Annotated in this window: 16 protein-coding genes and 2 pseudogenes; 7 read left to right on the top strand and 11 right to left on the bottom strand. The window is 69.7% G+C overall.

What is annotated here, in order from left to right; genetic code table 11:
* Positions 1-36: 36 nt before the first annotated feature.
* Positions 37-564, top strand: coding sequence for a carboxymuconolactone decarboxylase family protein (locus tag ACH4DZ_RS01900; protein ID WP_398284920.1), 528 nt, complete (start codon positions 37-39; stop codon positions 562-564).
* Between the two features lie 70 nt (positions 565-634).
* Positions 635-1,444, top strand: coding sequence for an SDR family NAD(P)-dependent oxidoreductase (locus ACH4DZ_RS01895; RefSeq protein ID WP_398284919.1), 810 nt, complete (start codon positions 635-637; stop codon positions 1,442-1,444).
* A 25-nt stretch (positions 1,445-1,469) separates the two neighbouring features.
* Here the strand turns inward: ACH4DZ_RS01895 and ACH4DZ_RS01890 are convergent, their stop codons facing one another.
* Positions 1,470-2,210: a GntR family transcriptional regulator gene (locus ACH4DZ_RS01890; protein WP_398284918.1), complete on the bottom strand. Its 741-nt coding sequence runs from the start codon at positions 2,208-2,210 to the stop codon at positions 1,470-1,472.
* A 161-nt stretch (positions 2,211-2,371) separates the two neighbouring features.
* Here ACH4DZ_RS01890 and ACH4DZ_RS01885 point away from each other — a divergent pair, with 161 nt between their 5' ends.
* Positions 2,372-3,331, top strand: a complete 960-nt coding sequence (locus ACH4DZ_RS01885; RefSeq protein ID WP_398284917.1) for an alpha/beta fold hydrolase — start codon at positions 2,372-2,374, stop codon at positions 3,329-3,331.
* Between the two features lie 102 nt (positions 3,332-3,433).
* Here ACH4DZ_RS01885 and ACH4DZ_RS01880 read toward each other — a convergent pair whose 3' ends face one another.
* From ACH4DZ_RS01880 to ACH4DZ_RS01855, 6 genes are all read right to left on the bottom strand, one after another.
* The gene (locus ACH4DZ_RS01880) at positions 3,434-5,470 is read right to left on the bottom strand and encodes a hypothetical protein (RefSeq protein ID WP_398284916.1); all 2,037 of its coding nucleotides are present in this window, start codon (positions 5,468-5,470) and stop codon (positions 3,434-3,436) included.
* A 227-nt stretch (positions 5,471-5,697) separates the two neighbouring features.
* Positions 5,698-7,134 (bottom strand): erythromycin esterase family protein, encoded by a 1,437-nt coding sequence (locus tag ACH4DZ_RS01875; protein ID WP_398284915.1) that lies wholly within the window; start codon positions 7,132-7,134, stop codon positions 5,698-5,700.
* 198 nt (positions 7,135-7,332) lie between these two features.
* Positions 7,333-10,362 carry a family 16 glycoside hydrolase gene (locus ACH4DZ_RS01870; RefSeq protein ID WP_398284914.1) on the bottom strand — a complete coding sequence of 1,010 codons (3,030 nt, stop codon included), beginning with the start codon at positions 10,360-10,362 and terminating at the stop codon, positions 7,333-7,335.
* 237 nt (positions 10,363-10,599) lie between these two features.
* Positions 10,600-11,874: a hypothetical protein gene (locus tag ACH4DZ_RS01865; protein WP_398284912.1), complete on the bottom strand. Its 1,275-nt coding sequence runs from the start codon at positions 11,872-11,874 to the stop codon at positions 10,600-10,602.
* Positions 11,875-11,982: 108 nt separating this feature from the next.
* Positions 11,983-13,530, bottom strand: a complete 1,548-nt coding sequence (locus ACH4DZ_RS01860) for a protein kinase (RefSeq protein ID WP_398284910.1) — start codon at positions 13,528-13,530, stop codon at positions 11,983-11,985.
* A 19-nt stretch (positions 13,531-13,549) separates the two neighbouring features.
* Positions 13,550-14,314, bottom strand: coding sequence for a serine/threonine protein kinase (locus ACH4DZ_RS01855; protein ID WP_398285443.1), 765 nt, complete (start codon positions 14,312-14,314; stop codon positions 13,550-13,552).
* Between the two features lie 507 nt (positions 14,315-14,821).
* Between ACH4DZ_RS01855 and ACH4DZ_RS01850 the strand changes: the two genes are divergently transcribed.
* Complete coding sequence (locus ACH4DZ_RS01850) at positions 14,822-15,382, top strand: ester cyclase (RefSeq protein ID WP_398284909.1); 561 nt, start codon at positions 14,822-14,824, stop codon at positions 15,380-15,382.
* Between the two features lie 221 nt (positions 15,383-15,603).
* Here the strand turns inward: ACH4DZ_RS01850 and ACH4DZ_RS01845 are convergent, their stop codons facing one another.
* Positions 15,604-18,327, bottom strand: a complete 2,724-nt coding sequence (locus ACH4DZ_RS01845) for a Tat pathway signal protein (RefSeq protein ID WP_398284908.1) — start codon at positions 18,325-18,327, stop codon at positions 15,604-15,606.
* A gap of 107 nt (positions 18,328-18,434) precedes the next feature.
* On the opposite strand from ACH4DZ_RS01845, the gene ACH4DZ_RS01840 reads away from it, so the two are divergent.
* On the top strand, positions 18,435-19,652 hold the full coding sequence (locus tag ACH4DZ_RS01840) for a glycosyltransferase (RefSeq protein ID WP_398284907.1): 1,218 nt from the start codon (positions 18,435-18,437) through the stop codon (positions 19,650-19,652).
* A 170-nt stretch (positions 19,653-19,822) separates the two neighbouring features.
* Here ACH4DZ_RS01840 and ACH4DZ_RS01835 read toward each other — a convergent pair.
* Positions 19,823-20,121: pseudogene (locus ACH4DZ_RS01835) on the bottom strand (LysR family transcriptional regulator); the annotation flags it as partial.
* A gap of 205 nt (positions 20,122-20,326) precedes the next feature.
* Between ACH4DZ_RS01835 and ACH4DZ_RS01830 the strand changes: the two are divergent.
* The gene (locus ACH4DZ_RS01830) at positions 20,327-20,932 is read left to right on the top strand and encodes a GPP34 family phosphoprotein (RefSeq protein WP_398284906.1); all 606 of its coding nucleotides are present in this window, start codon (positions 20,327-20,329) and stop codon (positions 20,930-20,932) included.
* 199 nt (positions 20,933-21,131) lie between these two features.
* On the opposite strand, the gene ACH4DZ_RS01825 is transcribed toward ACH4DZ_RS01830, so the two are convergent.
* The gene (locus ACH4DZ_RS01825; RefSeq protein ID WP_398284905.1) at positions 21,132-21,599 is read right to left on the bottom strand and encodes a winged helix-turn-helix transcriptional regulator; all 468 of its coding nucleotides are present in this window, start codon (positions 21,597-21,599) and stop codon (positions 21,132-21,134) included.
* Between the two features lie 101 nt (positions 21,600-21,700).
* Between ACH4DZ_RS01825 and ACH4DZ_RS01820 the strand changes: the two genes are divergently transcribed.
* Positions 21,701-22,198: a PaaI family thioesterase gene (locus ACH4DZ_RS01820; protein WP_398284904.1), complete on the top strand. Its 498-nt coding sequence runs from the start codon at positions 21,701-21,703 to the stop codon at positions 22,196-22,198.
* Positions 22,199-22,371: 173 nt separating this feature from the next.
* Here ACH4DZ_RS01820 and ACH4DZ_RS01815 read toward each other — a convergent pair.
* Positions 22,372-22,485: pseudogene (locus ACH4DZ_RS01815) on the bottom strand (CGNR zinc finger domain-containing protein); the annotation flags it as partial.
* Positions 22,486-22,595: the final 110 nt, after the last annotated feature.

Raw genomic sequence — 22,595 nt, 5'->3', positions numbered from 1 at the left:
CACGGGGAGACCTGGAGACTAAGAAGGGAACGGCCCGTGGCTCGACTCCCGGGTACCGACGGAGCCGGTGACATCGCGGAGCGCATCCGCGAGCGGCGCGGCGGCACACTGCGCCCCCTCGACCGGATGCTGCTCCACAGTCCGCAGGTGGCGGACGGCTGGAACAGCCTGCTGGGCGCCGTCCGGCAGCGTATGACCCTGCCCGCCGACATCCGCGAACTCATCGTCCTGCGCATCGCCGTGCTCAACCGGGCCCCCTACGAGTGGGTCGCCCACGAACGCGACGCACGCGCTGCCGGACTCGACGAACGGCACCTCGACGCACTCCGCGCCGAGGACGCCGCCACCCATCCCGACCTCGACGAACGGCAGCGCCGGGTCGTCGCCTACACCGACGCCATGACGGGTGACGTCCACGTCCCCGCCGACGTCTTCGACGCCCTGCGCCCGCACTTCGACCCGGCCGGGCTGGTCGAACTCACCGTCACGGCAGCCGCGTACAGCATGGTCTCCCGTTTTCTGGTCGCGCTGGAGGTGGAGCTGCCGACGGGCACCGGCGGATGACTGCCACCGGCCCCCACCCCACCACCCCTTTCCCACCTCTTTCTCAGGACGTCTTTCTCAGGAGGACAACGTGACCGCTCCCCGCTCCGGGCCCACGGCAGAGCCCGATACCGGCCGGCTGCACGGCAAGGTCGCCCTCGTCACCGGCGCAGGGGCCGGTATCGGCCAGGGATGCGCGCTGCTCTTCGCCGAGCAGGGCGCCACGGTGGTCGGCTGCGACGTGGACCCGGCCGCCGCCGAGCGCACCCGCAAGCTCGCCGCCGACCGCGGTCTCACCGTCGAGGTGCTCGCCCCGCTGGACATGACCGATCCGGCCGACGCCCGGCGGTTCGCCGACGAGGCGTTCGCACTGCACGGCCGGGTGGACGCGCTGGTCACCGCCGGTGCCATCGCCCCGCACATGGCCACCGCGGCCGAGATGGACTTCGACACGCAGTGGACGCCGACCCTGCGGGGCGAGGTCGATGTGGTCTTCCTGCCGGTGCAGGCCGCCTGGCCGCACCTGGAGGCGTCCGGGGGCGGTTCGATCGTCAACTTCGCCTCCGTCAACGCCTTTCGGGGCAGCGGCACCTTCGGGATGGTCGCCCACTGCGCGGGCAAGGGCGCCGTGCTCGGGATGACACGTCAACTCGCCGTGGAGGGTGGGCCCTTGGGGATCCGGGCCAACACCATCTCACCGGGCATGGTCCGTACTCCCGCCACCGAGTCGGCGGGGGCGCACGAGGGCGCGGCCCAGGAGGCACTGCTGGCCCGTATCCCGCTGGGGCGGGTGGGCGGGCCCGAGGACATCGCCTGGTGCGCCGTCTATCTGCTGTCCGACGAGTCGACCTGGGTGACGGGCGGGAACTTCCCCGTGGACGGCGGAGTGCTCGCCAAGTGAATGGCGGGGCGGGGTGGGGCAGGTGTCAGTCGGCCGAGCGGCGCTTGCGTGCGGCCTTGCCGCTGCCCGGGGTGTCCTGCTCGATCTGCTCCTCCACGGCCCGCAGCGCCCGCACGGTCGCACCGGCGATCAGAGCCGAGGCGAGCTCCCCGTCCCGTTCCTCGCAGGCCTGGATGAGCCGTTCCTGGTCGTCCACGCTGTACGCCAGGCGGCCGGGGCGGGTCAGGCTCAGGTGCCGCAGCATCAGGGTCCGCAGGGCGAGCGAGTCCAGGATCTGCTTGAGGGTGGTGTTGCCCACGATCTCGGTCATCCGCTCCTGGAGCAGCACATGACTCCAGAAGTACGCGTCCACGTCGGCGGCGTCGGCGAGTTCGCGCATCGCCTCCACCCGGGTGCGCAGCTCGGCCAACTCGGTGTCGGTGGCCCGCTGGACCAGCAGGCCTGCGAGCATCGACAACAGCTGACGGCGTACTTGATAGATGTCCTTGATGTCCGTGAGGGAGGGGGCGGCGACCCGAGGGCGGCGCCGGGCCTTCATCTCGACCAGGCCCTCCTGTTCGAGAAGCATCAGGGCCTCGCGCACCGGGGTGCGGCTGGTGTCGAACCGGCGGGACAGCTCGACGCTGTTGAGGTCCTGCCCCGGCTGCAGCCGGCCCTCGATGATGCCGGCGCCGACCCACTCGGCGATCTGCGCCACCAGTGGTTCCCGCCGGTCCCGTAGCCGCAGCAGCCGCTCCAGCACCAGGTGCGTGTCCTGATCCGACATGCGCCGTGTCCCCCTGTTTCGGGTCCGGAGATATCCAAAGGTGGCTCAACGGTGTCGACACTACCGCATTCGGAGATCACTCCTGGCGGCGATCAGATACCCCCTGTCGACACCTGTGAGGAAACGCAAGCGATCCGTACGTATCGTATGGGAGGAGAAGAGTGGAAAAGGACAGCAGGACTTCATCAAATCCCTCGGCCCTCAGCAGACGGGCCGTGGTCGGCGGCGCCGGCCTCGCCGCGCTGACGACGACCGGCGCGCTCGCGGGAACCGCCCGTGCCACCACCGGTACGGGCCTTCCCTGGCATCCGGTGCCGGTGCCCGCCCAGCGGCCGGTCACCGGGTACCAGGTGCCCGTGGCCGGCGGCGGCAGTCTGTGGTGCTGGGACACCGGCGGCAGCGGCGAGCCGGTCGTGCTGCTGCACCCCGCCTCGGGCAGCGGGGAGAGCTGGCCGTACCAGCAACCCGTCCTGGCCGCCGCCGGTCACCGCGTCATCGGCTACTCGCGGCGGGGCGCGTACCGTTCCGTCGCGGGCACCAAGGCGGAGGCCGACACCGCGTCCGGGGACCTCGACACGCTCGCCGACCATCTCGGACTCGACCGCTTCCACCTCTCCGGCTCGGCCGCCGGGGGCCCCTTGGCGATCGACTACGCCCTCTCGCACGAGGTCCGGCTGCTCAGCCTCACCGTCTCCGGCAGCATCATGGGCGTACAGGACGCCGAGTATCTGGAGCTGACCGAGGCGCTCCAGCCTGACCCGTTCGGGGACCTGCCCGTGGCCGTCAAGGAGCTCGGGCCCTCCTATCGGGGCGGTGATCCGGACGGTGTGGCGGCCTGGCTGGCCATCAACGCCCGCGCCCGGACCGCCGACGCCTTCGCGCAGTCCCTCGCGCACACCATCACCTGGGCGGGCCTGGAAACGCTGACACTCCCTGTCCAGCTGATCACCGGGGACGGCGACCTGTACAGCCCGCCGTCCGTCATGCGCCTCAACGCCCGGCACCTGCGCAGGGCGCGGACCCATGTGGTGGACGAGGCGGGCCACAACCCGCACTGGGAACAGCCGGCCGCCTGGAACCGCCTTCTGGTCACGTTCCTCAGGAAGCACAGCCGCAAGTAGTACGGCCCGCGACTCCGGCCCCCGGGATGTGGTGACATCCCGGGGGCCGGTCCACGTCCGGGCCCGTCCGGTCAGAGCCGGTCGGAGCCGGTCAGAGCCGGTTCACGCCACCGTCAGCGTGAGCGCCCCCGTGTAGGAGTGGCCCGCCTCGATGGCGGTGGGTGTGCCGTCGACCGTCAGTGTGACGGTCCTGCCCTGCGGGGACTTGACGGTCGCGTCGGCGGCCAGGGTCAGCGCGCTCAGGTAGGACGTGCCGGTCACCGTCCAGCTGGAGCCGCTGCCCAGGGTCACCACGACACCGTTGTTGACGACCGGGGACACGGTGTTGGTGACCTCGCTGATCTCCCGGTACTCGGCGATGGTGATGGTGGGCACCCGGTGCTTCGTGGTGGTGGCGGAGATGACGCCCTTGAGGGTGGTACGGGTGAAGTCCAGGACCAGGTTCTGGCCCTGGAGGCTCGCGTTGCCGCCGCCCCGGACGGCGTTGTAGAAGTCGCCGCTCAGCTCGATGTCGGTGAAGGAGGCCGTCGCGTCGGTGGCCTGGGTGTTGGTGGTGACCCACGTGGACGACTTGGCGGGGGATCCGGTGGGCTCCGTGTAGGTGCCGGTCATCTCGGTCTTCCAGGGCTTGCCCGTGACCGTTACGCTGCTGGGCCGGTCGGTGTCCATCAGCTGGAAGATGACGCCGTTGCCCGGCTTGAGGGTGGCGCCCTCGGAGCCGTCGACGGTGACCTGGGCCGCGACGGCCTTGCACATGAAGGTGGTCCTGCCGGTCCTGACCTGGGTGCCCCCGTCGACGGTGACCGAACCGGCCGCGTACCAGAGCACCATGAAACGGCCCGCGTCGATGACGGTCGGGCGGACCGGGAGCTTCTTCAACTCGGCCTTGCTGAGGCCGATTTCCAGTGAGTCGTTGAGTGCCGCGACGGCTTCCTTGGTGCTGTCGCCGTAGTGCGCCGAGGCACCCCAGTGGATGAGGGCGTAGTCGCCGACGTCGAAGGTGCAGCCGAGGAAGTGCTCGGTGACGCTCCCGATGGCGTAGGAGCCGTAGCCCTGGCCCTTGGTGTTGCCGATGTGGCTGTTGATCGCGGTGAGGGTGCACTTGCTGCCGCCGTCGACGGACAGGGCACCCCATTTCTCGGAGGTGATGGAGGAGTTGACGTACGACGCCCGGGTGCTCGCGCCGAGCAGGTTGGTGGTGCGTACGTTGCCCGACAGGCCCAGCATCCACGGCACGGTGATCATGTACCGGGTGTCGCCGGTGCCGGTCTCCGGGTACTCGGCGGGTACGTGGCTGCCGTCGGCGCAGTGGAGTGTGGAGTTCTTGACGACGACGTTGGCGGTGGCGTCGGCGATGACCGCGGTGCGGACCACGCCCTCGTTCCTGATGACGGCCCCGTCCACGACGAGGGTGGTGCCCTCTCCGGTGCCGACGACGGAGGCGCCGTAACCGATGAAGTCGCAGCGGCCGTTGCCGTCGAAGGCGATCCTCGGCCGGATCAGGGTGTAGGAGCCGCCGCCCGCGACGTACACGCCGTTGTAGGACTCGCCGTTCGACAGCAGGGTGATGCCGCGCGCGGCGGTGTCGGTGACGGTCCCACCGCGTACGTTGGAGGGCACGGACCTGGACTCGTCCACGCCGGACGCGTCGACGTAGAGGGCCTGCCGGATCGGGAAGCTGAGGTCGCCGAAGGCGACGTCGTTGGCCACGGCGACGTCCAGGACCACCTTGCCCCGGTAGGTTCCGGCGGCGACAGCGGTGGCCAACCCGCCGTATCCGTCGGTCAGTTCCCTCAGCTCGGCGCCCGTCTCCACGCCGTTGACGGTGAGGGTGAGGCGGTACCCCTCCGGGGCGGCGATGACCCCGCCCTCCCTGATGACGAGCCGGCTCACCGTGGTGGTCCCGGTGAGTTCCAGGGTCTCCCCGGAGCCGACGACGAGGGTCCTGCCGTCCTTCGTGGAGTGTGCCGCCGTGTGCTTCGTGGAATGTGCCGAGGCCGGGGTGGTCAGCGCGGGGGTGACCGCGAGTCCGGCGACCGCCACGAGGAGAGCGCGGGGGCGGGCCCGGTAGGTGACGTCCTGGTCCATCACGGACGCCCCGGCCGGCCGGTTCGCACCTGTGCTGCTTCTGCGTACCACTGTGAACTCCCTTGTCGTCCAGTGCATTCGGGCATGGCCGACCGTCACCGGTGCGGCGGACGCACGGGTGACGGCGGCGGGCGAACCCATGGAGAAGGCCTGCAGGCGAGGTTCGACTGCACGGTACTGTCGACACTTCAGGGCCTACAAGGGGTGCGACGCAGATACACAGCTAGTTTCTGGCGACACTAGTGAGTGTGGTCCAGGGAGCTGAATGATCCGACGGATCAGGGGGTGCCCAGGTACTCGGTGGCCTCGACCTCGTTCAGATGAATGAGGATGTCGTGCGCCTTGCCGAGGCCGATCCTGTACGTCGTCGGGTCGGGCCAGCCCGCGCCGATGTTGTACGTGAGGCGCGGCTTCGCCAGCCAGGCACGGGCGGCGTTCGGAGCCGTACGCATGTCGAGGATGTAGTCCTCCTGCCGGACCTTGTCCAGGGTGTCCTCGTTGGAACCCGCCGGAGCTGCCCCCACCCGGTAGGTCCGCATCACGTTGTCCTCGGCGCCGAACGCCGCGAACGCGCCCTGGTGGAAGCTGAAGCCGATGCTGACGTAGTCCTTGCCCAACGCGTCGTGCAGGAAGGCCCCTTGGGTCTTGGGGTACCGCTCGTCGAACGAGTCGTAGGACACATGGGTGTTGTGTGCCGACAGGAGGATTCTGTCGCCGGTGTGCTTGCGCCACCACGCCACGTTCTCGGCCATCACCTCGTCGCGCATCCTCATCATCTTCGTGACCTCGGCGTCGTCGGTCACGTCGAAGGAGTAGCCCTCCGCCATCTGATGGATGGCCCTGGCGTGCTGCACGGCCCACAGGTGCGCCTGCCGGTCGCCGCGCGCCGGCCGCTGGTCCCTCAGCAGCTCGTACACCTTCCGGGTCCGCTCCGCCCGCTCGGCACGCTCGGCGAGCGGCAGTTGCAGGTACTGCTCGCTGTAGGTGCCGGCGTCGGTGGTCGGGGCCAGCCCGCGGTAGAGCTCGGTGACACGGTCCAGCAGCCGCGGGTGTTCGCGGGCCACATAGTCCGTCACCCGCGCGTACGACTCCGGCCCCGCGTAGCCCATGTCGTTGCCCATGAACCGCACCGGGTCCTTCGGATGGCTGCGGTTGTGGTCGCGCATCCACTCGATCAGGTCGATGTAGTCCTGGTTGTTCCAGATCCGGTACGCGCCCTGGAACTCCTCGCGCGCTATGTCCTTCAAGTCGCCCCTGCCGTACAGCACATACTCGTTGACCCGCACGCCGCTGCTCCAGGGCAGCTCCAGGGAGAAGGTCCGGAAGCCCTTCTTCTCGACCAGGTAGCGGAAGAGCCGGTGCTTCATCTGAAAGAAGTCCTGCGAACCGTGGGTGGCTTCGCCCAGGCCCACCACGTTGGCGTCCCCGACCATGCGGCCCAGCGCGTCGAGGTCCCGCAGACTGCCTTCTGGATGCGTGCTCTTCAGGGTGCGGGCACTGCGCTCGATGGCGTCGACCACACTCTCCAGGCTCTGCCCGGAGGCCGCGGCCCGTGATGCGGTGGTGATGGCCGGTGCCGGTGCCGGTGCCGATGCCGAGACCGGGGCGGGAGTCGGCGAGCCCTTCAGCGCGTCCGCGAGGGCAGGGGTGGCGACCGCCAGGGCGCCGAGGGAGAGGAGGACCGAGGGAATGATTACTGCCTTGCTTCGCGTCATGCCCATAGATTCCCGCGCGGACAGGGGGCGCCACGAACCCATACGCTGCCCACCCCGAGGTACCGCAGGCACTACCGCCGGCCCCGGCAGACCCCACGTACGAGAGCAGACCCCACGTACGAGAGCCGGACCCGGCGTCAACCGGGCCCGGCCTCGGATCAGTTCACCTCACTTCACCTCACTGCACACCACTTCAGGTCACGTGAGGGGCTCCAGTCTGATGTTGCGGAACCGGACCTTGTTGCCGTGGTCCTGCAGGCGGATCGGTCCCGCCGACGGCGTCTCGGCCCGCCCCGAGGCGGTGGGGCTGTCGAGGGTGATGTCGTCGTGCACCTTCTGGCCGTTCCAGACCACGGTCAGCCGGGCATCCGCGGTCTTCTTGCCGCTGTCGTCGTAGCGGGCGGCACGGAAGACGATGTCGTACGTCTGCCAGGTCTCGGGCGCCTTGGCCGCGTTGACGTCGGGCGCCTTCTTCAGATAGATGGCTCCGGCCTCGTTGGTGTCCAGTGTGGTGTCACCGAAGGAGTCGAGGATCTGCAGCTCATAGCGGTCCTGGATGAAGATCCCGCTGTTCCCGCGGTTCTGTCCGGTGACGTCGTCGGGCAGCAGCGGAACCCGGAACTCGGCGTGCAGCTTGAAGTCCTGGTACGCGTCGATGGTCCGGATGTCACCGCAGCACACCTCCATGGACTTCTCGTCGGCGAGCGGCCACTCCAGCCGTCGGCCGTCCGTGTGCTGCCACTGCGACTGCGAGGCCGCGGTCCCGTCGAAGAGCGCGAGGGACGCGCCCTGGGGGCGGACCGTGATCAGGTCGAGGTTGACATGGCCGGTGTCCCCGGCTTCGTAGCGGTAGGAGATGGTGTTGTTCCCCTTGCGCAGCGCCACCTTCTCGGTCTGCGTGGACCACGTGTCCCAGTTGCTGGTGGAGGCGAGCTTGACCTGCCGCAGCTTCTTCCCGTTGGCGTACAGGGAGAGCGACTTGGTCCCCTCGAACGGGTTGGGGCCGTTGGAGTAGCGCAGGTTGACGTCGTAGGTGCCCGACTTCTTGACCTGTACGTCGAAGGTCGTGCCGACCTTGCCCTCCGTGTTGTACCGCGCGACGAATCCGCTGCCGGAGTAGCCGGTGTGGTCCGTGGCGATACCGGCCGTGCCCGTCAGACGCGCCTCCTCGGCCTCGTACAGGGTGGCGGCGGGCGGCTGCTTGCCGGGCATGGCGTTGAGCGTGTACCAGGCCTCGGTGTTCCACAGCGACTCACCGGACTCGGAGGTGAAGGGGCGCGGGGAGCGCAGGTGCACGACCCGGCCGGGCTTCAGGTCGTCCAGCCGCAGCTTCACGGTGCGCTTGTCCTCGGACAGCTCGGCCGACCGCACGGGGAGCATCTCTTCGGCGATCTTCGGGCCGCCGTAGTCGGAGGTCGGCGTGTAGCGCCACTGCTCGGCCTTGTAGTGCTTGGCCAGCTCCTCGGCCGTCTTCGCGGACACCGGCTGGGTGTAGGTCAGGTCGAAGCCGCCCGGTACGGCGCGCATCGTCTTGATGTCGAAGGTGTTGCCGCCGTTGGGCGTGAGCTTCTGCAGACCGAACTTGAGCTTGCCCTCCTGGCCCCAGTTGCCGTCGGCGCCCAGACCACCGGCGTAGATCGAGCCGTCGGGACCGTAGCTGAGGCGGTTCACACCGGCTTCGAGGCCCTGCGTGTAGCGGAACACGGCGCCCTGGTACTGGCCCTTCACCTTCTCCAGGTACGCGCGCTGCAGACCGCCGTAGGTCACGTCGCCGATCAGCATCTGGCCCTTGAACTGGCCCTTCTTCACATACAGCGGCGTGGAGGGCGAGTTGGCGATCTCGTTCTGCGGCAGCCACAGCACCGGCGCGGTCGGGGTGGCCGCGTCGAAGGCACCGGACGGCTCGGTGTAGTGGTTGAAGAAGCGGCCCTGCTTGACGTGGACCAGCTTCGACGAGGGCAGCCAGCCGCCCTGGTTGTCCGTGGCGAAGATCTCGCCCTCCGGACCCCAGCCGATCCCGTTCGGCGTCCGCAGTCCGCCCGCGACCGGACTGATCTTCCCGGTCTTCTTGCTGACCTTGTACGTGGTCCCGCGGCCCGGCGCCGGCTGCGGAACGGTGGTCGCGCCACCGAGGTTGATGGAGACGGACAGGTTCACGTAGAAGTAGCCGTCGCGGTACAGGAGTCCGAAGGCGAACTCGTGGAAGTTCCCGCCGTACGGCCAGGTCGCGACCTGGCGGTACTCGTCGGTGACGTCGTCGTGGTTCTTGTCGACGAGCCGGGTCAGCTGGTGCTTCTGCGAGACGTACAGCGAGCCGTCGACGTACTTGATGCCCATGGGCTCCCGCAGCCCGCTCGCCACCTTCTTGACGGTGACCTTGTCCTTGCTGGTCTCGCCGGTCACGTTGTCGAGCAGGTACACCTCTCCGGCAACGTTGTCGGAGCCGCCCCAGGTGCTGATCGCCAGCCGTCCGTCGGGCAGCCAGTCCATTCCGGTGACCTGCGGTTCGAAACCGTCGGGGCGCAGGTCGGTGAGCGTCAGGTCGGGGCGTACTTCGGTGAGGGGGAGGCCGTCGCCGGGGGTGTCGTTGACTCCCTCGCACTCCTTGCGTCCGGGGGCCGTGACCCGCACGACGCCGGCATCCGTACTCAGCGCCTCGCGCGGCACGGTCGTGAAGGCGTCGGCGCCCGGTGGCTGCCAGGCCAATCGCAGCTCCTGCCCGCCGTCGCGCTCGAAGTGCTCGATGCGCAGGGGGTGCGAGCCCGCGGTGAGCTGGACGGAGGTGTCCTTCGGCTCCGCGCCGTGGAGTCCGTCGTGGTCGATGACGGTGGCGCCGTCGATGCTCAGCCGGGAGCCGTCGTCGCTGGTGAGGCGCAGGCCGTAGGTACCGTCGCTCGGCGCGACCAGATAGCCGGTCACCTCCGAGACGAACCGGTCGGAGAAGCCGCCGAAGTCATCGGTCGTCGACCAGTCCACCGTCGACTTGAGCGCGTCGTGGTTGGGGGTCTGCCCGGGTTTGAGGGTGCACAGCTTGCTCAGGGGCGTCTGCACGTCGAACACGCGCAGGGTGACCCCGGGCTCCTGGGGCGGGACGGCCGCGGCGGCGTCGGTGGCGGCGTCGGTTGCCGCCGAGGACGCTGGTGCGGCCAGGAGGCCGCCGGTCAGGACGGCCCCGGTCAGTAGGGAGGTGAGAAGTCTTCGGGCACGCAGGAACTGATGGTTGGACAACGGTCCTCCATGAAGCGGGACCGGACCGTGCCGGATTGCGTTCCGGTCTTCTCTGGTGTGGCTGCGATGCGCCGCCAACCTACGGGGCTTTCACTTGGCATGTCCATACTTTGTACTGTGAGTGTTCAAAGTCCCCGACTGCCGACCGGCCCGCGAACGAGCCGTGGGGGTCACCGCGTTCGAGCGGTGGCCCCCACGGCGCTGACCAAGCAGATGCTGTCCTGTTCCCGCCGAAGGTCAGGAGGCGCAGACCGGCACGTCGGGCAGCTTGTTGTCCGGAGCGCTGACATAGATGTTGGACATGTAGCCGCCGTACTGGGGCAGGTACGCCCACCAGTTGTTGGTGTACGGCGGCACGGAGACGGTCTGGCCCTGCTTCTGGCAGCTGATCAGGACCTCCGCACCGGCGGGCAGACGTGTCATGGAGCCCGACTCGGTGGTCGCCGCCGCCCGGACGTGGACCTGCTCGCCCCAGGTGCCGTACCACTTCCCGGCCGGCCTGGTCGCGCCCGGCACGTCGAGACCGCGGGTCAGCCTGCCGATGTCGGTGTAGGCCTTGCCGTAGGTGGTGCCGAGCGGGTGCAGGGTGAGGACGGCGACGATGGTCCGGTCACCCGCGCCGACCGTACCGGTGGTGTGCAGGGCCGGCCGCGACAGGTTCACCGCCGCCGCGGACTTCGCACCCGCGGACGTCACTCCGGTGGCTTCCCGGCCCGCGGACTGCGACGCCGATGCCGCGTTCCTCGCGCCGCCGGGGCCGCAGGTGCCGTCCTCGTACTCGCCCGACCAGCCCTGTTTGACGGCCCAGGGCCGGTCGAAGGCGCCGGGAATGCCGAAGTGCTGGTCGAAGGAGTCCGAGGCGCAGCGCGTCGACTGCCGCAGGTTGGACATGATGAACTCCCGTACGGGCGCCGGGGCCTGTTCCAGGATGTAGCGGTAGATCTTGACCGTGTCCCGGGCCGAGAGGGCGGTGTACCCCCAGTAGCCCTCGTATCCGGCGGGCGGACCGGCCGTGTCGCTCAGAACGAGGTCCTTCTTCATGCGCTCGATGATCGCCGGGCCGCCGTTGACCTCCCAGTAGTGATCGGCCGCGTCGTCGTAGCTGCTGCGGAGCATCGGCTCCAGCAGGGCGCGGTCGGCCGCCGGGATCGTGTAGTTCGGACCGCGGTCCCGCAGGAAGTCGAGCACCAGCAGCAGCTTGACGATCGATGCCGAGCGGAACTGCATGCTCGTGTTCAGCTGTTCGGTGAACGTCCCTGTCTGCCGGTCGTAGACCGCGACACCGGCGGTGACGTCGGCCGGGACCTCCACCTGGGCGGTCGCGGGGGACGCCGTGCCCCCGCCGCCGGCTGTCGCGCCCCCCGGCGCGGCAGGAGCGGCGGACGCGGTCGTGGCCGCTGTCGCCAGACACAGCAGCAGGGCGCTCACCGAGAGCAGTGCCCGCCGCGCCGCCTTCGGCCCGCTGCGGACGGCCGCTCCCGGCCCGCTGCGGAGGGATGAGAAGTGCCGCATGATCAGATGCCCCCTGTTGCGTACGGTGACGGACTGATCCGCGACGCTATGCGGGGGCGGCCGGGACCGCTCCTGACGCATGTCAGGGGCGGCCCTGGTCCCGCTGTGTCAGGCCGTGTACTCCTTGAGGTTGGCGAGGACTTCGTCCACGTAAGGCTGCACGGCCTTCGGTACACCACCGGCCTCGATGACGGTCCGGTCACTCGTGCGGTAACCGGCCGCTATCAGCCCGGGCAGGTTCTTCCGCAGGTCGTTCTGTTTGAAGCGCTGGTCGAGCCAGCAGGTGAACACGGACATCGTCCCGATGGCGTCGGCAGGTGACATGTAGTCCTTGTCCCCGTCGCGGTCACCGTCCACCGCCCATGCCTTGAACACCGCGGGCGTCCACATGGCGATGCCGTGCTCGCCGGTGGCGGGCCGGGACGCCTTCGCGTCGAAACCGCTCTCGGCCTTGAGCATCGCGGCGAGCAACGCCGGAGTGACCTCCGCGTCGGTGCACCGCTTCGCGGCGTCGGTGATGATCCGCCGCAGCGGGACCGGCACATCGGAGTCGGCGGGGATGGCTCCGGGCAGCGCGGTGTCGGCGAGCGCGGTCGCGGTCGCCGAGGACTTCGACTTCTCCGGGGCGTCCTCGCCGTCGGAGGGTACGAAGGCCACTAAGGTGCCGGCGACGGCGGCACACGCGGTGAGACCGGCGGCCAGCAGGACCACCGGACGCCGGTACACGGGTCGGGGGAGGCGTTCGATGTGCAACGCCCCTACCCGGCGCGACAGTTCGGCCGCGTCCAAGGACGCTCGTGAGGCGTGATCGGGAGCCAGACATTCCATGATCAGCTTGCGCCACTCCGGCTCAAGGGAGTCGTCCAGGCGGAGCGGGGCCGAACCGTTGGCATAGGCCTGGGCGGCCAGCGAGCGAGCCCGGGCCGTCCCGCCCGGGAACGGATGCAGGCCACCCGTCAGTACCTGGTGCGCCAGCACACCGAACGCCCAGATGTCCGCCGTCTTGCGTACGGTCGTGCCGTGGACGCCGGTGCGCTCCGACCACCACTCCGGGGGCACGTGGTCGAGCGACCCCAGCGGCGGAACGTACGCGTGCGTGCCCTCCAGCTCCACGGTGAGCCCGAAGTCCGCGAGCCACACGGCCTGTTCGGGACCGAGGAGGATGTTCGCGGGCTTGAGGTCCGCGTGGATCCAGCCGTGCGTGTGCATGTGTGCCAGTCCGGAAGCCACCCCGCTGAGGATCCGCTCGGCCTCCGGCAGCGGGCGCCCGGTTCCGCCGGCCGCCAGCAGATCCTGGAGGCTCCGTTCCGCCCGGTCCATCACCAGGGCCGTCATGCCGTCCAGTTCGGGCCGTTCGGGGTCCCTCAGGATCACGACCGCATGGGTGCGCACGAGGTGGGGGTGGTCCGCCTCCGTGCTGAACTGTGCCTCTTTGTGGGCCAGTTCCTCCATCGACGCACGCTGTCCCGGGGTCAGCAGGTCGGTGCGCAGAAGCTTGATGGCGACGGCCGAGCCGCCCGCGGCACTGTCGACGACCTTCTCCGCGGCGTACACGCTGCCCCAACTGCCCGAGCCGATCAGGCCCGTGATCTCCCAGTCCGAGATCCGGTAGCCCGGCGCGGGGTCGAGCGGGGGAGTGGTGTGCGAGTGGTTCATCCTGGGTGGGCCTTTCGGATCAGCGTCTGACGGCTGGGGGGAGCAGAGCCAAGTGCTCTTCACGGACCAGATTGAACCGCAGTGCGAGGCTGACCAGCCGTTCGCGTTTGCCTCCCGCCTCGCCGTGCGAGCCTCCCGGGCCCTCCCGCAGCCGCAGCTTCGTGTCGGCGAGATAGTCGATGTGGTAATTGAGCGCGGACCGGGTCAGATCGTGGCAACTCGGCAGCGGTCGCAGCCGGTCGAGAACCTCCCCCACCCCCGGGACGGCGGCGCTCGAAGGGGACCGCAGCCGAGGTTCGCACAGAGCCAGCAGAACCAGGAAATACTTGGACGTGGGGTTCAGCGAGAAGGGGCTCGTGGTCGGTTCCCCGGCGGAGCTGTCGCACCCTGCTTCCGTATACGCGTGCTGGGGTGCGAACACCTTGAATTCCATGGGGCTTTCAGCTGCGGGCAGAATTACCCGGGACAGCTCGAACGGGACGGGTGCACCAATCCGTCCCGGTGCGACACGGATGTGTTCCCCCGCGCCTTCCAGGTTCTCCACGACGTACGTCGCCTCGGCGCTGTAATTGGAAAGGCGCCAGTAGTCCTCCACGGCGGTGACCTGTCCGGCGCAACGCGACACCGCGGGGTCACGCAAGGGTATGGGCAGCGGTGTCCCGGGCTTCCCCCGCCCGAACTCGGCGCTCTGGCCAGGGCTCAGCCGCACCAGACGCGGCTCGGGCCTGGGGGCGTCGGAGTGGCGGACGACGGCGTCGGAAAGCTGCACGATTACGGTGGTCACTGCGAATAGTCCCCAAATGGTCAGCGGCTCGACGGGCATTCGGCACACGGTGCCGAAGGGTGAATGCGAGGCATGCTCGGTTCTCGGCGAAATGTCAAGCAAAGTGCTGGGGTGGCAAGCCCGATACGTTTGACGCCGGGCGCGCGGGAGTAGTTCCCTGGGAGGGCACCTGAGAAGGATGAATCGCGTGGCTTCGGTGGAGGGAAAACGCTTTCCGCGGCACATGTGCGCAAAGCGCCCTCTGTGTGGTCGGTGCGTGGCGCGATAGTGCTGTGCGAAGCTGCGCCGCGGCCGACGACCTGTGATCATGTCTGTCCTCGGACCCGACCCGGAGCATGATGAGCACCAGCCGGCAGCGCCTGACCACGACCCGTCCCGGAGCCGTCGAGGCCGTGACGCCGCCCCGCCGCGAGTGGGAGCACGAGGCCGTCCCGAGCGCCGACACCATCAAGACCACGCACGCCCCCACCTACCCCCCCCGGCCTACACCCGTTAGCGAGCCCGACCATGAACCGCTTCGTGCTGCCCGACGAGTCCGTGCTTCGCGCCCGGGAGACACTCGTCCTCGACCACTTCCGCGACGAGGTGGCCCAGGACTGGGACGCCACCCTGTCCACCTTCCCGCACCCGCACTACGAACTCATCGCGCAGATGAAGGTGCACGACGGCGACTCGGACGTGCGCGCCTACTACGACGACACACGCATAGCCTTCCCCGACCAGCGGCACGAGATCATCGCGTTCCGCCACAGCGTCGACGCCGTCATCGTCGAGTTCTGGCTGCTGGGCACACACCTCGGCCCCCTGGGCCAAATCCCGCCCACAGGAGGCCGGCACCGTACGCGCATGAACGCGTTCTTCGTCTTCGACGAGAAAGAGAACCTCGTCACCGAGCGTATCTACTTCGACCAGCTGACCATCCTCAAACAGCTGGTGGCGGGCGTCGACAAGCGCAAGCCGAGCGGTCTGCTGAAGCTCGCCCGCATCGTCAGGGGAGTCCTGTCCATGGCGGGCGGCAAGCCGGATCCGCGACTCGTCGACACCACCCCGCCCGACTTCGTCAAATGACCGGCCCCCGGACGCGGGAGACGCGACGCTGACCATGCGCGCGCTCCTCGGCGGCCAGGTCCAGGACCGGGCCGTCTGCCCCAACGCAGGGCATGACCCGCTTGACAGGCAGGCAGGCAGGCAGGCGCGGCCAGGGTGACAGCCGGTGGCCTGAACAGGAGGAGGGGGTGGCGCCGTCGCCACCCCCTCCTCCCGCCGGCCTTCCCGTCAGCCGTGCCGGATCACTTCGCGGCCGCCGTGACGGTGAACGTGCCGCGCTGGTACTCGCAGCAGCCGGCGAACACACTGACGTTCCAGGTGCCGGTCGCGGCACCGGTCAGGTCGAGGGTGGCGGTGAGTGTCCGGTTGTCGGCGGAGACCGACTGCGTCGTGGCGGTGAGGGTCTTGCCGCTCCGGCTCAGCCGTACGGTGGCACTTGCGGGCAGCGCGGTGCCGGTCACCGTGAGCGTGACCTTGCCGCCGACGGCCCCGGTGTCCGGGGCGACCCCGGTGACGCTCACCTGGTCCGTGCCGCACGGCGTGGAGGAACAGACCAGCTTTGCGCTGTAGGCGGTGCTGGACGCCTTCTCCGGCAGGCCGAGCACGAACACGGTCGGACTGGCGGCCGAGGACGAACCGCCCACCGAGCACGGAGTGCCGGAGGACGTCGGCGTACAGCCGTTGCTCCAGGCGCTGTTGTACAGAGCCGGCACCGCGGTGGCGGTGGCGCCGGTGGTGTCCGTGATCTCGGCGTTGAAGCGGTCGAATCCGCCGGTGGGCAGGGCCGCGCACACCGCGGAGTGCGACTCGTCGAGCGTGCCGGTGATCGGCCCGTAGCCGTACGACACGGACGGCACCTTGGTGCACTCCGCGGCCGGGCCTTCCGCGGTCGCGATGCGCAGGGCGTCCAGGTGGTACTCCGGTGCCGCCTTCAGTGTGGCCGGAGTCTGCACCACGACCTGGTGGGTGGTGGAGCCGGTGGCCGCGCAGGAGCGGTTGCGGAACGAGCACTCGGCGGTGCCGTCACCGCCGAGGACGACGATGTTGGCGGTGCCCAGCGCGTCCCGTACGTCGAGGTGCAGGACATCGGTGGCCGCGTCGGTGGTGATCTGGTGGCAGTTCAGGGTGCCGGGGGCGCCGTAGGAACCAAGTACGGACGGGCCGCCGACCTTCGAGGCGCCGGACTGCACGCAACCCGCCGAGGAGGCGGTCGAGGTGACATCACGCCTGGCCAGCGTGTAGGTGGCGGCCTGGTCGCGGCCGGTGACGAGCACGGTGTGCGCCGCCCCGGGGGTCAGCGGGCAGAGCGTCCAGCCGTCGGTGGTGGCAGTGCGGTCGCAGACCTTCTTGCCGGTGTCGTCCAGTACCGAGAACTTCGCCGCCACACCACCCGGGGCGGCGGTCAGGTGGAAGAGCTCGGACTTCGTGTGCGCACCCGCCGGAACACTCAGGCAGTGCGAGAAGACACCGTCGCCGGTGTCGAGCGTGACCTTGGCGCCGTCTGCGGCGAAGCTGCCCGCGGGCAGCACGCGGCAGTCGTTCGCCGCGTCGGTGCGGTGGAACGCCACCGAGTACGGGCCCGTCGCGCCGTCACCGCTGTCCGTGGTGTGCATGAGCGCCCGGTAGGGAGCCGCACCGGTCAGCGCGCAGGTGCCGCCGGCCAGATCGGCCGCGCCGCACTGGATCTTGCCGTCCCGGTCGAGCACCTCCACGTCGGCGTCCACGCCGGGGGCGGAGAGCGCGGTCAGCGCGGCGATCCTGGCACCCTGCGGAGCGTCCAGCGTCAGACAGTCGTACTGTCCTGCCGACGTCAACTCGCCCTTGTACAGACCTGATTCGGCTGCCAGGCAACCGGCGCCGGAAGCCCGGTCGAGGACGATCAGATCGGCGCGGGTGTCACGGAAGGGATAGGTGCCGTCGAGGACGGCCGTGTAGGTACCCGCCGCTTTGACCGTGCACGGGTCGGCCTCGTAGCGGCACACACTCAGCCCGGCCGCGTCGTACACCCGGGCCACGCCGACCTCACGGTCCTCGTCCACGGAGTGCACGGTGTACGGGCCTGCCGCGCCGGCCGTGAACGTGAAGCACGGGTTGACGACGAAGTCCTGCTGCTCCAGCGGGCCGTAGGGGCGGACCGGGGCCGTGGTGCAGCCCTGCGGGTCGCTGAGTCGGCGCACCTTCACCGCGTACTGCGCGGGGAAGCCGCTCTCGGTGTACCGGACGGTGGAGATGGCCCGGTAGGGACCGTCGCCGGGAAGGACGCAGCTGTCCTCGTTGTCCTCGGGGAAGCGCTCGCAGATACGGGCGCCGGTGTCATCGGTGATCCAGGCGAGCGATTCGCCGGACGACCTGGAGCCGTGCGTGAGCCGCACGCGGTCGCCGCGCTTCCCCTCGAAGGGCTGGCAGTCGACCTCGACCGGGCTCACGGTCGTACGGCCGGCTTCCGGCTGGTCCCAGTTGGTCCCGACCTTGTCCGCGCAGCCCCGGGTCGAGCCGAGCGGTACCAGGGTGACCGAGGTGTTCTCGTCCTCCCAGCCGGTGTTGAACACCTTCAGCGTGTAGGTGCCGGCCGCGGGCACCGCGCACATGTCGTTCGTGGTGTACGTGTCGCCGTAGCAGTCCACCTTGCCGCCGTCGGCTGCGAGCAGTTCCCTGGTCATCTTGTTGCCGTTGGCATCCAGCGCCGGTGCGAGATAGAGCCCCGCGGCTTCGACGCTGACGGTGTAACAGACGCTTGAGTCGGGTGCGACGGTCGCCCTGCCGACGGCACTGCCCGGATCGCCGAAGGGCGCGAGCGCGAGCGGCGCGCACTCCTCGTCGGCGGCCACCGCGTCCGAGGCCGCAGCGGGGCTCGCCCCGGGCAGGATCAACAGTGAGGCGAACAGTGCGACGAGAGCGGCGAACACGGCCGGTGCCACAGCCGCCCGGCCCTGTCTCGCGGGCAGGCTGAAGTTGCCGTCCAACATGAAACCCCCCTGGGTTCTCGGTCGTTGTGGTGATAGTCGCACACAGGTGTGACACAACACTCGTGAGTAATCAGGGGCTGAAGGCACCGTTGAGGCAGGGGTACGGAATGCGTGTGGTGTTGGCGGCCTACGATTCGCGCGGCGGGGTCGAACCGCTCGTCGCACTAGCGGTGGAACTGCTGGGACTCGGTGCGGAGGTGCGCGTGTGCGCGCCGCCCGACGAGGAGTTCGCGGAGCGGCTGGCCGGGGTCGGGGTGGACATGGTGCCGACCGGGCAGTCGGTGCGCCGGTTGGTGACCGGCAGGACACCGCCCACGGCCGGGGGAGTCCCCAAGCGCGCGGCCGAGTTGGTCGCCGCCTTCCACGACAACGTCATGGCGGCCGGCGCGGGGGCCGATGTGCTGATGGCGACCGGCCTCGTACCGGCCGTGGCGGGCGTGAAGTCGGCCGCCGAGAAGCGGGGCATCCGCTATGTGTACGCGAGTTACCAGCCGGTGAGCCTGCCGTCACCCCACCACCGGCCGATCCCGCGGCCGGGGAAGCCGCTGTCGGCGGACGTGACCGACAACCAGGCGCTCTGGGACCAGGACGCCCGTGACGCGCAAGCCGTGTTCGGCGACGCGGTCAACACCCACCGCGTGTCGATAGGTCTGCCACCGGTCGGCAACGTCCGTGATCATGTCTTCACCGGCCGCCCGTGGCTGGCCTCCGATCCGGTTCTGGCCCCGTGGCCGCAGCCGTCGGACCTGGAAGTGGTGCAGACCGGCGCATGGCTCGTGCCGGACGAACGCCCGCTGCCCACCCCGCTGTCGGCGTTCCTGGACGCCGGCACACCGCCGGTGTACGTGGGCTTAGGCAGCGTTCCCATGGGCGATCCGGAGGAGGTGGCGCGGGTGACCGTCGAAGCGGTCCGTGCGCAGGGCCGTCGCGTGATCGTCTCCCACGGCTGGGCCGGACTGGCCCCGGTCGACGGCCCCGACGACTGTTTCGTCGTCGGTGAGACCAACCATCAGGCACTGTTCGGCAGGGCGGCCGCCGTCGTCCACCACGGCGGTGCGGGGACGACCACGACGGCCGCCTGGGCCGGCGCACCTCAGGTGGTGGTGCCCCAGGGCGGCGACCAGCCTTATTTCGCCGCCCGTGCGGCCGAGTTGGGGATCGGTGCGGCCCACGACGGTCCTGCTCCGACCGTCGACTCCCTGTCGGTCGCTCTCAGGACGGCCCTAACTCCCGAGACGCGCGTACGGGCCACCGCCGTGGCCGGTACGATCCGCACCGACGGGGCGGCGGTGGCCGCCAGGCTTCTGCTGGCCGACGGTGACTGATCGACGCGGCTGATCGACAGCGACGGATCGACAGCTTCTGGTCGGCAGCAAGCGACTCAACTGGGCTGAAAGATTTGGAACGTTTCTCGACCTGCGCCTATCAACCGCTAGAGAACCGGTCCTGGCCAGGGCCCCGTCGACCTTTGACTCCCCTTGTGAGGCGACCTACCCCAATGGATCCCGGGTGCGACGACCGGGCGTCGGACCAGGTCGGGCGGCAGGGGAGTGGTCTGCTCCTGGGCGAGTTGAAGACCGGGCGGCGGCTGCGGCGGACATGGTCGAAGAACGCGGGGCCGGTGATCCCGCCGTCGGTGACGCGTACCGTACGGACCCCGGTGTCCCGTGCCAGCAGCTCGGCGTAGAGCCGGTCGGCGCCGATGGGCCGGGCGCGCAGGCCGCGTCGTTCCAGGTCCTCGGTCCTGACCCAGCAGACGGCGAGGTCCAGGCTGCCGTCGGCGATCCGGGCGGCCAGTTCAGCTCTTCGGCGACCGCGACGAAGTACCGCAGCCGGCGCAGCTCCCTGTGCGTCATGCCACGTGGGTGAGAGGCCACGCCTACCAGCGGCGGGAGCCTACAGTGACGTCGGGACCGATGCCCCTGGCACCGATACCTGCGGCACCGATTCCTCCGACACCCGTACCTCTGACACAGATGCCTCTGACATGGAGCTCGTCATGACCACACCGCGCGACCTGTTGATCATCACCATGGACGTGGCGTCCAGCGGTCCCGTCGGGCAGGGTGACCTGTCGCTTGCCCTCGCGGGGGCCGAGCTGATCGATCTCGGCGAGGCCCAGGCCCTCACTCTGGACGACGACCGCATCGTGCCCGGCCCGCAGGGGCCCCTTGAGGATCGCCTGCTGAGCGAGGCCGCCTCGGCGCTCACCCGCGAGGCGCCGTACGAGACCGTCGAGGACTGGCTGTGGCGCCGGGGCCGTGGTCTGTCCTCGGCCTATCTCGACGCCCTGAGCGCGGAAGGGGGGACCACCCGCCCGCGCCACCAGTGGATCCCGTTCCGGAGTGACGCGGCGACGTTGACCGACTCACCGGCCCGTCGCCGGGCGGCCGACCGCTGGACGTCCGGCGAGCCCGTTCTCGCCTTCCTCGCGGCGGCTGTGGGCGTCCACGAGGAGCCGGCGGAAGAGGCCGCGACCCTCGTCGACGACAGGGTGGTGACCGTACTGGCCGCGGTCAACGACGCGGTGCGGGAACTGGAGGCCGTACGGCAGCGCCGGAGCATCGAAAACGCGGCCTTCGACAACATCTGGCGCGGCCAGTGACGAGGAAATGACGAGGAAGTGACGAGAGCCCGCGTGGCCGCCACGGCCATGTGTCCTGCGGTGGGGGTCGGACTCCGACCGTGACCTCACCGGCCGTGCGGACACCGAGCAGGGCCAGCCAGTTCGCCCACAGCGAGCCGAGGCGTCGGGTGTTGTCGTGGAGCGCCGGGCCGATGTCCGGCGCAGCGACGCACAAGGCCTACGCGTAGGGCCGAGCGGAGGGCCCGGGGCGGGTGCGTGCCTCCTGGGGGCGCAGGGGGCCGTGGCTGTGGGTGCAGGTGACGACCGCCTGTACGGGTTCGCCGCAGTCCGCGTGGAAGACGTCGAGCGGTGGCCCCTCCGGGTCGGCGGTGTACCGGTCTCCCCATCCCTTGAGGGCGAGCATCACGGGCCACAGGTCCCAGCCCTTCTTCGTGAGCCGGTACTCGTGCCGGGTGCGCCGGCCGGACTCCTGGTAGGGAACGGTGTCCAGGATCCCCGCTCCGACCAACTTGCGCAGCCGGTCCGCGAGCACCGCGTCCGAGAGTCCGATGTGCCGCCGGAAGTCGTCGAAGCGCCGGACTCCGTTCATGGCGTCCCGGAGCACGAGAAGCGACCATTTCTCGCCGACCACATCCAGCGTTCGCTGGACCGTGCAGTTCTCGGTACTGACCTCGACCCACTCCATGAGACGACACTAGGCCAGCTTCACCATTGACAGCCAGAGGGCGGACTGGCTAGCTTCGATAAAAATAGTCAGCTGGTGAAATGACTGGTGAAGAAGGGGTCATGGACAGATCGCGAACGTTCACCTGGGAGGATCCGGCCGTTTCGGCGGGCGCCGTGGGCAAGGCCGCCGGCCTGGACTTCCTGCGCGACATCGTCGCCGGACGCCTTCCCGCCCCGCCCGTCTCCGCCGCCCTGGGCTTCACCTTGGAGGAGGTCGAGCACGGACGGGCCGTCTTCGTCCTGGCTCCGGGCGAGGAGCACTACAACCCGATCGGAAGCGTCCATGGCGGCGTCTTCGCCACGCTGCTCGACTCGGCGGCCGGCTGCGCCGTCCAGTCGGTGCTGCCCCAGGGCATGGCGTACACCTCGCTCGACCTCTCCTTGAAGTTCCTGCGCCCGATCACCGTGGACACGGGCAAGGTCCGCGCTGTCGGCACCCTCCTGAACAGCGGTCGCAGAACCGCCCTCGCGCAGGCCCAACTCCTCGACTCCGCCGATCGGTTGCTCGCCCACGCCACCAGCAGCTGCCTGCTCTTCCCGATGCCTGCGGCAAGCTGATCGCGCCGGCCGGCCGGGCGAGCGGATGGCTGGTCCGGCCGGACCTGTGCGGCAGGGGTCGTACAGGAGGTGTACGGGCCGGCGCGCCATGCGCGGCGAAAGTGCCGCCGTTCCGGAAAACGGACGCCGGTCCAGCGCCCGGCCCCGGCCCCGGCGCGCGCCGCCTTGAGGTTGGCCTTCTTCATCTTGTTTCCGCGGGTTGCCATGGAGCACCACCGGCGTCGTCCGCCGCGGCTGGTGTCCATGAAGAGCCCTCCGCAGGTGGGCTGCTCGCACCGCTTGATCACGCCGTCGCGGTGGCCGCCGAGCGTTGCGACGGCGTCCAGTGCGACGGCGTCCAGTGCGACGACGGCGCGCGCGGTCGGTGTCAGGGAGATGCCACTGCGCCTGTCCGCCG

Source organism: Streptomyces sp. NPDC017991, assembly GCF_044328075.1.
Lineage (GTDB): Bacteria > Actinomycetota > Actinomycetes > Streptomycetales > Streptomycetaceae > Streptomyces.
Note: the sequence above shows the minus strand (reverse complement) of the source record. Positions and strands in the feature narration are given on the sequence as shown.